Annotated in this window: 8 protein-coding genes and 6 tRNA genes; 6 read left to right on the top strand and 8 right to left on the bottom strand. The window is 65.5% G+C overall.

Annotated features, from left to right (window positions below; genetic code table 11):
* The first annotated feature begins 131 nt into the window (after nt 1-131).
* The 5 genes from rho to CBM2588_RS10980 all read left to right on the top strand — a co-directional run bounded on the left by rho (nt 132) and on the right by CBM2588_RS10980 (nt 6,299).
* Nucleotides 132-1,394 (top strand): transcription termination factor Rho, encoded by a 1,263-nt coding sequence (gene rho / locus CBM2588_RS10960; RefSeq protein WP_012353193.1) that lies wholly within the window; start codon nt 132-134, stop codon nt 1,392-1,394.
* A 75-nt stretch (nt 1,395-1,469) separates the two neighbouring features.
* Nucleotides 1,470-2,321 (top strand): M90 family metallopeptidase, encoded by an 852-nt coding sequence (locus tag CBM2588_RS10965; RefSeq protein WP_115681461.1) that lies wholly within the window; start codon nt 1,470-1,472, stop codon nt 2,319-2,321.
* A 196-nt stretch (nt 2,322-2,517) separates the two neighbouring features.
* Complete coding sequence (locus tag CBM2588_RS10970) at nt 2,518-2,778, top strand: type B 50S ribosomal protein L31 (RefSeq protein WP_012353195.1); 261 nt, start codon at nt 2,518-2,520, stop codon at nt 2,776-2,778.
* Nucleotides 2,779-3,030: 252 nt separating this feature from the next.
* Nucleotides 3,031-4,818: an ArnT family glycosyltransferase gene (locus tag CBM2588_RS10975; RefSeq protein ID WP_115680550.1), complete on the top strand. Its 1,788-nt coding sequence runs from the start codon at nt 3,031-3,033 to the stop codon at nt 4,816-4,818.
* 128 nt (nt 4,819-4,946) lie between these two features.
* Nucleotides 4,947-6,299, top strand: coding sequence for an MATE family efflux transporter (locus tag CBM2588_RS10980; protein WP_115680551.1), 1,353 nt, complete (start codon nt 4,947-4,949; stop codon nt 6,297-6,299).
* A gap of 82 nt (nt 6,300-6,381) precedes the next feature.
* On the opposite strand, the gene CBM2588_RS10985 is transcribed toward CBM2588_RS10980, so the two are convergent.
* The 7 genes from CBM2588_RS10985 to gltX all read right to left on the bottom strand — a co-directional run bounded on the left by CBM2588_RS10985 (nt 6,382) and on the right by gltX (nt 9,038).
* A tRNA-Asp gene (locus tag CBM2588_RS10985) sits at nt 6,382-6,458 on the bottom strand.
* A 69-nt stretch (nt 6,459-6,527) separates the two neighbouring features.
* A tRNA-Glu gene (locus tag CBM2588_RS10990) sits at nt 6,528-6,603 on the bottom strand.
* Nucleotides 6,604-6,708: 105 nt separating this feature from the next.
* Nucleotides 6,709-6,784: transfer RNA gene (locus tag CBM2588_RS10995), tRNA-Ala, on the bottom strand.
* Between the two features lie 196 nt (nt 6,785-6,980).
* A tRNA-Asp gene (locus CBM2588_RS11000) sits at nt 6,981-7,057 on the bottom strand.
* A gap of 69 nt (nt 7,058-7,126) precedes the next feature.
* Nucleotides 7,127-7,202, bottom strand: a tRNA-Glu gene (locus CBM2588_RS11005).
* Nucleotides 7,203-7,268: 66 nt separating this feature from the next.
* Nucleotides 7,269-7,344: transfer RNA gene (locus tag CBM2588_RS11010), tRNA-Ala, on the bottom strand.
* A gap of 293 nt (nt 7,345-7,637) precedes the next feature.
* A complete protein-coding gene (gene gltX / locus CBM2588_RS11015) occupies nt 7,638-9,038 on the bottom strand; it encodes a glutamate--tRNA ligase (protein WP_115680552.1) in 1,401 nt (466 codons plus the stop codon).
* A 261-nt stretch (nt 9,039-9,299) separates the two neighbouring features.
* On the opposite strand from gltX, the gene CBM2588_RS11020 reads away from it, so the two are divergent.
* Entirely contained in the window at nt 9,300-10,229 is a 930-nt protein-coding gene (locus CBM2588_RS11020; RefSeq protein ID WP_111518090.1) for a patatin-like phospholipase family protein, read from the top strand.
* Nucleotides 10,230-10,303: 74 nt separating this feature from the next.
* Here the strand turns inward: CBM2588_RS11020 and CBM2588_RS11025 are convergent, their stop codons facing one another.
* Nucleotides 10,304-10,984 (bottom strand): C40 family peptidase, encoded by a 681-nt coding sequence (locus CBM2588_RS11025; RefSeq protein ID WP_111517688.1) that lies wholly within the window; start codon nt 10,982-10,984, stop codon nt 10,304-10,306.
* Between the last annotated feature and the right edge of the window lie 177 nt (nt 10,985-11,161).

Here is an 11,161-nt window from a genome sequence, read left to right on the forward strand (position 1 = left end):
GTGCGTGCGCCACACCCTGGCGCGCCGGTCGGATTGTGCTAAGATGCCACCAACAACTCCCCGAGCGTTCGCTCATTTTCTCCCCCTTCCTTTACGTCTCGCCCGTCCGGGCCCATCTGTACCCCTCGTCTATGCACCTGACAGAACTCAAATCGCTTCACGTGTCTGCGCTTCTCGAAATGGCGGCTACGCTCGAGATCGACAACGCACAGCGGATGCGCAAACAAGAACTGATGTTTGCGATCCTGAAGAAGCGCGCCAAGATGGGCGAAACCATCTACGGAGACGGCACCCTGGAAGTTCTGCCTGACGGCTTCGGTTTCCTGCGCTCGCCCGAGACCTCCTACCTGGCCAGCACCGACGACATCTACATCAGCCCGTCGCAGATCCGCCGCTTCAACCTGCACACCGGCGATTCGATCGAGGGCGAGGTGCGCACGCCCAAGGACGGCGAACGCTATTTCGCGCTGGTGAAGGTGGACAAGGTCAACGGGCAGGCGCCCGAAGCGGTCAAGAACCGCATCATGTTCGAGAACCTGACGCCGCTGCATCCGAACCGGCCGCTCACGCTCGAACGCGATATCAAGGCGGAAGAAAACATCACCGGCCGCATCATCGACATGATCGCGCCGATCGGCCGCGGCCAGCGCGCGCTGCTGGTGGCGTCGCCCAAGTCGGGCAAGACCGTGATGCTGCAACACATTGCACACGCGATCGCCAACAATCATCCCGAAGCCGACCTGTTCGTGCTGCTGATCGACGAGCGTCCGGAAGAAGTGACCGAGATGCAGCGCTCGGTGCGCGGCGAGGTGGTGGCCTCCACCTTCGACGAACCCGCCATCCGCCACGTCCAGGTGGCCGAAATGGTGATCGAGAAAGCCAAGCGCCTGGTCGAGCTGAAGCGCGACGTGGTGATCCTGCTGGACTCGATCACGCGCCTGGCGCGCGCTTACAACACGGTGGTGCCGGCCTCGGGCAAGGTGCTGACCGGTGGTGTCGATGCCAACGCGCTGCAGCGCCCCAAGCGCTTCTTCGGCGCCGCGCGCAACCTCGAGGAAGGCGGCTCGCTGACCATCATCGCCACCGCGCTGATCGAGACCGGCAGCCGCATGGACGACGTGATCTACGAAGAGTTCAAGGGCACCGGCAACATGGAAGTGCACCTGGAACGCCGCCTGGCCGAGAAGCGCGTCTATCCGTCGATCAACCTGAACAAGTCCGGCACGCGCCGCGAAGAGCTGCTGATCAAGCCGGACATCCTGCAGAAGATCTGGGTGCTGCGCAAGTTCATCTCGGACATGGACGAAGTGCAGGCGATGGAATTCATCATGGACAAGATGAAGGCCACGAAGAACAACGCAGAGTTTTTCGATATGATGCGCCGAGGCGGCTGAGCCTCGCTGCGGCCGTGCCGCAACGCAGACAGGAAGGCGTGCCGCGGCACGCCTTTTTTGTTTTTCGACGATGTCATGCTGGGCAAACTGACCACATTCCTGCGCTCGCGCTCGCGCGCCCGCAAGCTCGAGCACTACGCCATCCCCGACGCGCTCTGGGCGCGCACCGTGGCCAAGCTGCCGTTCGTGCAGCGCTACGGCAGCGCCGACCTGGCGGCGCTGCGCGAGCTGGCGACGCTGTTCATTGCCGAGAAGGAATACTCCACCGCGCATGACCTGCCGCTGGACGACGACATGGTGGTCAGCGTCGCGGTGCAGGCCTGCGTGCCGATCCTGAAGCTAGGGCTGCCGTGGTACCGCGGCTGGCATGGCATCGTGCTCTATCCGGGCGAGTTCATCATCCGTCGGACCGTGCAGGACGAGATCGGCCTGGTCCATGGCGTGGTCGAGGAAGCCAGCGGCGAAGCGTGGGAGCACGGACCCGTGATCCTGTCCTGGCCCGACGTGCACAGCCCCGGCGCGGGCATCGACAGCGACCATGAACTGCCAGCGGACACCTATAACGTGGTGATCCACGAGTTCGCCCACAAGCTCGACATGCTCGACGGCGAGCCCGACGGCGTGCCGGCGTTCTCGCGCGTGCTGCATCCGGAGGTCGACGCCGAGGCCTGGGCCGAGGCCTTCCTGAGCGAGTACGATCGCTTCGCCGAAGCCTGGGACGCGCGCGACGACGCCGACTGGGAGCACCCGGAGCGCTTGCCCGCCGCGCTGCGCATCATTGACCCGTATGGCAGCGAGGCACCCAGCGAGTTCTTCGCCGTGACGTCGGAGGCATTTTTTGTCGAACCTGCCGGACTGGCGCGGCATTGGCCGGTGGTATATCAGTCTCTGACGGCGTTCTACCGGCAGGATCCGGCCGCGATGTGAAATAGGCGCCCCTTTTTGGGCGCAACACTTTGTGCGGCGGAGGCGCTTGCGCCCTTCCCCAAGCCTTTGTTTTTCTGCCATAATCCCGGTTTGCCCGTAATCGGCAAGTGGTTCGTTCGTGGCCGCACCATCTCTTCTCCCTGGCGGAGAACCGCGGATTACAACGGACTGGCTACCCAACCAGAAAGGACTCATCATGAAAGAAGGCATTCACCCGAATTACCGCGAAGTCGTGTTCCAGGACATGTCCAGCGATTTCAGCTTCATCACCCGCTCGACCATCCAGACCAAGGACACGATCGTGAAGGACGGCAAGGAATACCCGCTGGCCAAGATCGAAGTCTCGTCGGAATCGCACCCGTTCTACACCGGCACCCAGAAGATCATGGACACCGCCGGCCGCGTCGAAAAGTTCCGCCAGAAGTTCGGCAACAAGCTGGGCAAGGCTGCGAAGTAATCGCTTTCAGCGACCCCGCTTCGCGCCAGCCGCGGACAAGTTCCGGGCGTGCGCGAACCAGCAAAGAGGCAGCATCGGCTGCCTCTTTGCATTTGTGCCGGAGCGCTTTGGCCAGCGCCACCGAGCCCGCCCGCCATTCGGATTTACCCCCACATTCCGTGAGGCTTCCACGCCATGCCACGGCCACGCGGCCGCCGCATGCGCGATACTGTGGCCTTCGCGCCATGGCGCCACGGCCCGACCTGAGCATCGATGCGTCAAGCCAACACCTCACCCGTCCAGTTGACCGCAGCCGCCACCGGTGCACTGCCGCGCGCGCTGCTGCTGGCCATCTGCATCATCTACGGCCTGGTCGGCCTGTTCGGGCGCGACCCGTGGAAGAACGAGGACGCCGCCGGCTTCGGCGTGATGTGGCAACTCGCCACTGGCAGCACGCACGACTGGCTGATGCCGAACATCGTCGGCCGCCCGTACAGCGAGGACGGTCCGCTGGTGTTCTGGATCGGCGCGCTGATGATCCGCGGCTTTGGCGGCTGGCTGGGCGCGACCGACGCGGCGCGGCTGGCGACGGCGCTGTTCTTCTTCGCCACCTGCGCCTGCATCTGGTACACCACCTACCTGCTGGGCCGGCGCGATGAGGTCCAGCCCTTTGCCTATGCCTTCGGCGGCCAGCCCAATGCGCGCGACTACGGCCGCACGCTGGCCGACGGCGCGCTGCTGATCTTCCTCGCCTGCGTGGGCCTGGCCATGCGCGGACACGAGACCACGCCGCAGGTCGGGCAGGTCGCGTTTATCGCGCTGGCGCTGTACGGCATGGTGCGCAGCCTCGACAAGCCCACCCAGGGCAGCTTGATCTATGGCGCCGCGCTGGGCGGCCTGACGCTGGCCAGCGGGCCGCTGCTGGCGCTGGCGCTGCTGCTCGGCACCGCGGTGTGCGCGCTGGTGTGCAAGCCGCTGCCATGGCGACGGCTTGCCGCCGTCGCGATTCCGCTGGCGCTGCTGATCGTGGCGGCATGGCTGGCGGCCGCCTATTTCGGCGCGGCCGACCGCAACGAGGCCGTGACCTTTATCCGCGAATGGTCGCGCTATGACCGCCGCAGCTACGGCTCGCCGAACATGGCGACGTTCGGCTTCAACATGCGCAACCTGTTCCTGTACACGTGGCCGGTGTGGCCGATCGCGGGCTGGGCCTGGATCGCCTGGACCGGCATGCGCCGGGCACCCCATGTCGCGGCGCCGCTGGCACTGCTGCTGCCGGTGCTGGTGCTGCTGTTCCTGCAGCGCAGTGCCGGCGACGTGCAGTTCATCCTGCTGCTGCCGCCAATGGCCGTGCTGGCCGCCTTTGCCCTGCCCACGCTGGCGCGCGGCGTGATCAACGCCATCGACTGGTTCGCGCTGCTGTTCTTCACCATCTTCGGCGGCACGGTCTGGTTCATGTGGATCGCCAAGACTACCGGCTGGCCGCCGCGCATCGCGCGCAACGTGTTCCGCCAGCTGCCGGGCTACCAGCATGAATTCACCATCGCCGCGGTGGTGTTTGCACTGGCGGCGACCGTCGCCTGGGTGTTGATCGTGCGCTGGCGCCTGTCGCGCGCGCCCAAGCAGATCTGGCGCCCGGTGGTGATTTCCGCGGCAGGCACCACGCTGATGTGGGTGATGGCGATGACGCTGTGGCTGCCGTCGATCAACTACGGCAAGACCTATCGCGACGTAGCCCAGGCGGCATCGATGGCGCTGCCGCCGGCATATCAGTGCGTGCAGCCGATCCGCATGGGCGATGCGCAGCTGGCGTCGTTCGCCTACTTCGGCCATATCCGCTTCGGCGGGCCCAACGACGGCTGCGACGTGCTGCTGCGCCACGATTCGGTCGACTACGGCGAGCCGGGCAATATCTCGCACTTCGAGTGGCGGCTGATCTGGGAAGGCCGGCGCCCGGCCGACCGCGACGAGCGCTTCCGCATGTACCGCCTGGTCGATACCGCCCGCGCCGTCCACCCGCGCCCCGACCTGCCGCGACGCCGGCTGCCGCGCCAGCCTTGAGCCTTGTCGGCTCGCCGTCGCCACTAGCCACCACCCCGATACACCGCAGCGCCTGACGCGCCCACGAACCATTCCGGCCGCAGGCGGCTGCGGGGCTGGATTTCCAGCCCGCCCCTGCCGAGCCCTGAATGACACTGTTCCAAGACCTTCGCCGCATTGCCGCCCTGGCCGCACCCGTGCTGGCCGGGCAACTCGCCGTGATCGCCTTCGGCGTGATCGATACCGTGATGGCCGGACGCGCGTCCGCCACCGACCTCGCCGCCGTGGGCCTGGGCGGGTCGATCTACGTGACCATCTATATCAGCCTGATGGGCGTGCTGCAGGCGCTCTCGCCAATCGCCGGCCAGCTCTATGGCGCCGGCCGCCTCGAAGCCATTGGCGCGGAAGTGCGGCAAGCGGCGTGGCTGGGCCTGGCGCTGGCGGTGCCGGGCGTGCTGCTGCTGGCCTTTCCGGGACCGCTGCTGGCGTTCGCCAAGGCGCCGCCGGAGCTGGTGGAGAAGGCCACCGCGTACCTGCATTTCGGCGCCTTCGGCTTGCCGGCGGCCCTGGCCTTTCGCATTTACTCGGCGCTGAACAATGCGCTGTCACGGCCGATCATGGTGACGGTGCTGCAGGTCGCGGGGCTGGCACTGAAGGTGCCGCTCAATGCGTGGTTCATCCATGGCGGCCTGGGCGTGCCGGCGATGGGCGGTCCCGGCTGCGGCCTGGCCTCGACGCTGATCAGCTGGGCCTGGTGCATCTCCGGGGTGCTGATCCTGCGTTATGGCAGCGCCTATCACCCGCTGCGCATTTTCGCCACCTGGAGCTGGCCCGCCGCCGCGCCGCTGCGCGCGCTGCTGCGGCTGGGCGTGCCAATGGGGCTGACCTACCTGATCGAGATCACGTCGTTCACGCTAATGTCGATCTTTATCACGCGCCTGGGCACGGTGACGCTCGCCGGTCACCAGATCATCGCCAACCTGGGGGCGGTGGCCTACATGCTGCCGCTGTCGCTGGGGATTGCCACCTTGACCCTGGTGGCCCAGCATCTCGGCGCGCGCGACCGGGCGGGCGCCAGCCGCCTAGCCTGGCGCGGCATCCGCATGGCGGTGGTGCTCGCGGTGCTGACCGGCGCCCTGCTGTGGCTGCTGCGCAAGCCGGTGCTCGACGCCTATGCCAGCGATCCCGCGGTGGTCGCCGCGGCGCTGCCGCTGGTGCTGTTCGTGGCGTTCTACCAGGCCTTCGACGCGGTGCAGGTGATGACAGCCTTTATCCTGCGCGCGTACAAGATCGCGCTGATCCCCACGGTGATCTACGCCGGCTCGCTGTGGGGCATCGGCCTGGGTGGCGGATATGTGCTGGGCTTCGGCCTGATCGACGGCATGCCGGCCTTCACGCGCGGCGCGAGCGGCTTCTGGCTGGCCAACAGCATCAGCCTGGCGATTGCAGGCGTGCTGCTGGTGCGGTATTTCAGCCGCGTCAGCAGGGATCCGGAAAGCTGAATCGCACCGAGCCGCCCCAAGCGGCCGCAGCAATTTGGACGAGTAGAAAAGAAAAAGCCCGCTTGTGCGGGCTTTTCAAAATTGGCGGAGTGGACGGGACTCGAACCCGCGACCCCCGGCGTGACAGGCCGGTATTCTAACCGACTGAACTACCACTCCTTAGTCGGCTGTCGTCTCAAGCTATCGCTTGAGACGACATGCTGGACGTCTGATTACGCCCGGCTGTTTTGGCGTCCCCTAGGGGATTCGAACCCCTGTACTCACCGTGAAAGGGTGATGTCCTAGGCCTCTAGACGAAGGGGACAGAAACTTGTTCTTCAACGCGTTTTCTGTCTTGCGCTGGAAAGTCCGCCATTATAGCAGGCTTTTTCGCGCTTGGGAAGCTTCTTTTCAGACGCTTCCCGGATTCTGGTGGAGCTAAGCGGGATCGAACCGCTGACCTCTTGCATGCCATGCAAGCGCTCTCCCAGCTGAGCTATAGCCCCGTATCCGATACTCTGGACGGTTACTGCCGGATTCTTTCGCCGCCGCCGCTTGCGCAGCGTTTGCAGCGAAGACAGGATTATATAGCGGTTTTAACAACGAATGCAACATATTTTATTGCATTTACCGCGATTCAAAACATAATCCCTCACCCAAAAGAAAAACCCGCACGGTGGATACACCATGCGGGTTTAGTTTTGGCGGAGTGGACGGGACTCGAACCCGCGACCCCCGGCGTGACAGGCCGGTATTCTAACCGACTGAACTACCACTCCTTAGTCGGCTGCCGGCTCAAGCCATTGCTTGAGACGACATGCTGGACGTCTGATTACGCCCGGCTGTTTTGGCGTCCCCTAGGGGATTCGAACCCCTGTACTCACCGTGAAAGGGTGATGTCCTAGGCCTCTAGACGAAGGGGACAGAAACTTGTCTTTCAACACGTTCCGTCTGGCACCAACCGATACTGCCTGGCTGAAGCCTGAATCTTGGTGGAGCTAAGCGGGATCGAACCGCTGACCTCTTGCATGCCATGCAAGCGCTCTCCCAGCTGAGCTATAGCCCCATGGTACTTCCATTTACTGCCACTTGCTGCGTTTTCGCCTGAATTAACTGCCGTTTCAAGCGAAGCCAAGATTATATATCAATCATTAATCTTTGCAAGTTCCCGTTTCAGCTTTTTTCGCCTGCCCTGCCCTTCAATAATCCGGCCAGAGAAAACTAAGGATCCTTGCGGATCCGCCGGCCCGCTTGGCTGCTTTGTAGCTGCCGCGCTGCAGGGAGAACGAGATTATGCGCAAGTCCCGGCCGAAGCGCAAGCCCCGGCGCGGACTTTTTTTGCGTCTTTTGAGGCAGCGCTCAGGCCGCGGCGGCCAGGCGGCGCAGCACCGTGTCGCGGCCGAACAGTTCCAGCACCGCGTCGATGCTCGGCGTCTGCAGCTGCCCCGCCACCAGCAGCCGCACCGGCATGGCCAGCTTGGGCATCTTCAGCCCGAACTCGGCCAGCACGGCCTTGAAGGTGGCGCTGATCTCTTCGCGGGTCCACGCCGGCAGCGCGGCGAGCCGGGTCGACAGTGCGGCCAGCGCCGGCTGGATCTCCGGAGTCAGGTGTTCCGCCTTGAGCGCGGCATCGGCCTGCGGCTCCCCGCGATAGAACAGCAACGCGGCCTGCGCGACTTCCTTCAGCGTGTTGGCGCGGTCCTTCACCAGCGCAATCACGCCGACAAGATCCGCCCCTTCCACCTTACCGCCCAGCGCCTCGATGAACGGCTGCGTCAGCGTGGCCAGGCGCTGGTTGTCACCAACCTTGATGTAGTGGTTGTTGAGCCAGGCCAGCTTCTCGGGGTTGTACTGGGCGGGCGACTTGCCGAGGTGTTCCAGGTCGAACCACTCGACGAACTGCTCGCGCGAGAAGATCTCGGCGTCGCCGTGCGCCCAGCCCAGCCGCGCCAGATAGTTCAGCACTGCCTCCGGCAGGTAGCCTTCGTCACGGTACCCGGTCACGCTCATCGCGCCATGGCGCTTGCTCATCTTTTCGCCCTGCTCGTTGAGCACGGTCGGCAGGTGCGCGTAGACCGGCGGCGTGCCGCCCAGCGCGCGGATGATGTTGATCTGGCGCGGCGTGTTGTTGACGTGGTCGTCGCCGCGGATCACGTGCGTGATGCGCATGTCGAGATCGTCGACCACCACGCAGAAGTTGTACGTGGGCGTGCCATCGGGGCGCGCGATCACCAGGTCATCAAGCTCGTCGTTGGCAATCTCGATGCGGCCCTTGACCGCGTCATCCCACACCACGCTGCCGCCGATGGGGTTCTTGAAGCGGATCACCGGATCCACGCCGGCCGGCGGTTCGGGCAGGACCTTGCCCGGCTCCGGGCGCCAGAAGCCGTTGTAACGCGGCTTCTCGCCGCGCTCGCGCTGGGCTTCGCGCAGCGCGTCCAGTTCGGCCGTGCTCATGTAGCAGCGGTAGGCCAGCCCGGCCTCGACCATCTGCGCCACCACCTCGCGATAGCGGTCCATGCGCTGCATCTGGTAGAACGGCCCTTCGTCGATATCCAGTTCCAGCCAGGCCATGCTTTCCAGGATCACGTCCACCGCTTCCTGCGACGAACGCTCGACGTCGGTGTCCTCGATGCGCAGGATGAAGTCGCCTTGCATGCGGCGGGCAAAGGCCCAGGGATAGAGCGCGGAGCGGATGTTGCCGAGGTGGATGAAGCCGGTCGGGCTCGGCGCAAAGCGGGTGCGGACGCGTTGAGTCATGGTCAGGGGAAAACAAGAAAGCCCGCGCGCCGCGGCGCGCAGGCTGGTGTATGTGCGGGCCCTGCATTATACCAACGCGTACTGCCGGGCCTCGCCCCCCCGCCCGACCCGTTGCGCGCACCGGCCCCGCGCGGAATCATTTATGCTTGCGCCGGTCTGAGCTGTGGCCGGCAGCCAGGCCGAGCGATGCGAACGTGGATGGAGAAGCACCCGCATTGCATCGCCGCCGCCGGTCCCACCTTGTTACCGATCCCCCGCTGCATGCAACGACGTCATTTTCTCGGCATCTCCGCCGCCGCCCTGCTGGCGGGCTGCGCCTTCGGCCCGCGCCCCGCGCCACCGGTCGCGACCACACCGCCCTCCCCACCCACCCCGCGGCCCATCAAGATCGGCCTGGCGCTGGGCGGCGGCGCCGCGCGTGGCTTTGCCCATATCGGCGTGATCAAGGCGCTCGAGGCCCAGGGCATTCGCGCCGACCTGGTCACCGGCACCAGCGCCGGCGCGGTGGTGGCGGCGCTGTACGCGAGCGGGCTCAATGGCTTCGAGCTGAACAAGCTGGCCCTGACCATGGACGAAGCCGCGATTGCCGACTGGGCACTGCCGTTCGGCACCCGCTTCGGCGGCTGGCTCAAGGGCGAGGCGCTGCAGAACTACGTCAACCGGCTGGTGCAGAACCGCCCCATCGAAGCCATGAAGCTGCCGCTGGGCATCGTCGCCACCGACCTGAAGAGCGGCGACAAGATCCTGTTCCGCCGCGGCAACACGGGACAGGCCGTGCGCGCTTCCAGCAGCGTGCCGGGCGTGTTCCAGCCGGTATCGATCCAGGGGCACGACTATGTCGACGGCGGCCTGGTCGAGCCGGTGCCGGTGGATTCCGCGCGCGCCATGGGCGCGGACTTCGTCATCGCGGTCAATATCTCGGCCGACCCGTCGGCGCAGCAGCACGCCGGCCAGAGCGGCGTGCTGCTGCAGACCACCGCGATCATGGGTCAGTCGATCAACAAGATGGCGCTGGCGCGCGCCGACGTGGTGATCCGGCCCGAGCTGCCCGACATGGGCGGCAGCGACTTCAACGCGCGCAACCGAGCCGTGCTCGCGGGCGAACAGGCGACCGCGGCGGTCATGGCAACGCTGCGGCAGCGGCTGGAACAGGCCCGGCTGGCGCCGGCCGGCAAGGTCGCGGCACAGTAGCCGCGCCGCCGCTGCTTCGGAAATTAAAAAGGACTGCCGCAGCAGTCCTCTTTTGTTTGACGCGTCGCCAGCCGTCAGCCGCCGTACATCGACGCGCGCGCCGCCTTGGGATCGTAGCGCTTGAGCGTCTCGACCATGTCGCCCAGGCCCTCGGCACTGCGCTCCTTGCCTTCGTCGATGCGGCGGGCGCCGTTGTAGCGGGTCACCCAATAGGCCGCACGCATGTCGTCGACGCGGATCTTGCTGCCGGTGGACGGCGCATGCACGAACTTGTTGTCGCCGATATAGATGCCGACATGCGAGAAGGTCTGGCGCATGGTGTTGAAGAACACCAGGTCGCCCGGACGCAGGTCGCTGGTGGCCACGGTGGTGCCGACGCGGCTGATTTCGACGGAGCGGCGCGGCAGCATGAAGCCGAAGGTGTCGTGGAACACGTAGCGGACAAAGCCGCTGCAGTCGAGGCCGGATTCGGGCGTGTTGCCGCCGAAGCGGTAACGCACGCCGATCAGGCCCAGCGCGTTCATGACCAGGTCGCCGGCCTTGCTGGCGACGTTGCTGGTGGAATTCACCACCGACGACAGCAAGCCGCGCTTGCCTTCCGGATGCGCATCCACGGCCTGGGCCGCGGACTCGATACGGGTGTCGGCATCCTTGAATACCGTATCCGCCAGCACTCCATTCGACACAGTCGCACCGCAGGCAAGGGCAAATCCGACGGCGGCGCGCGCCAGGGAATGAAGCACCGATCGCTGCATTGGTTCTCCTGTTGATCGTTCCAAAGCAAGCCCCGGCACAAGGTCCGGGGCAGCTGGGTATTGGGTGGATGTCGCGCGAACGTGTCTGTGACGTCGGGCGATCATCGTGTGAACTCAGGGGGCAAACCTCACGCAAGCTCCGCGCCAGGCCCTTGTTCCGGCTGCCGCACCGCAAGC

The sequence above is a fragment of the Cupriavidus taiwanensis genome, assembly GCF_900250075.1.
Taxonomy (GTDB): Bacteria; Pseudomonadota; Gammaproteobacteria; order Burkholderiales; family Burkholderiaceae; genus Cupriavidus; species Cupriavidus taiwanensis_C.

Bases quoted from the DNA above. Each gene is read 5' to 3' on its own strand.
- CBM2588_RS10965 (WP_115681461.1), top strand. From the start codon at position 1,470: ATGCTGGGCAAACTGACCACATTCCTGCGCTCGCGCTCGCGCGCCCGC.
- CBM2588_RS10980 (WP_115680551.1), top strand. From the start codon at position 4,947: ATGACACTGTTCCAAGACCTTCGCCGCATTGCCGCCCTGGCCGCACCC.
- gltX (WP_115680552.1), bottom strand. From the start codon at position 9,038: ATGACTCAACGCGTCCGCACCCGCTTTGCGCCGAGCCCGACCGGCTTC.
- CBM2588_RS10970 (WP_012353195.1), top strand. From the start codon at position 2,518: ATGAAAGAAGGCATTCACCCGAATTACCGCGAAGTCGTGTTCCAGGAC.
- rho (WP_012353193.1), top strand. From the start codon at position 132: ATGCACCTGACAGAACTCAAATCGCTTCACGTGTCTGCGCTTCTCGAA.
- CBM2588_RS10975 (WP_115680550.1), top strand. From the start codon at position 3,031: ATGCGTCAAGCCAACACCTCACCCGTCCAGTTGACCGCAGCCGCCACC.
- CBM2588_RS11020 (WP_111518090.1), top strand. From the start codon at position 9,300: ATGCAACGACGTCATTTTCTCGGCATCTCCGCCGCCGCCCTGCTGGCG.
- CBM2588_RS11025 (WP_111517688.1), bottom strand. From the start codon at position 10,984: ATGCAGCGATCGGTGCTTCATTCCCTGGCGCGCGCCGCCGTCGGATTT.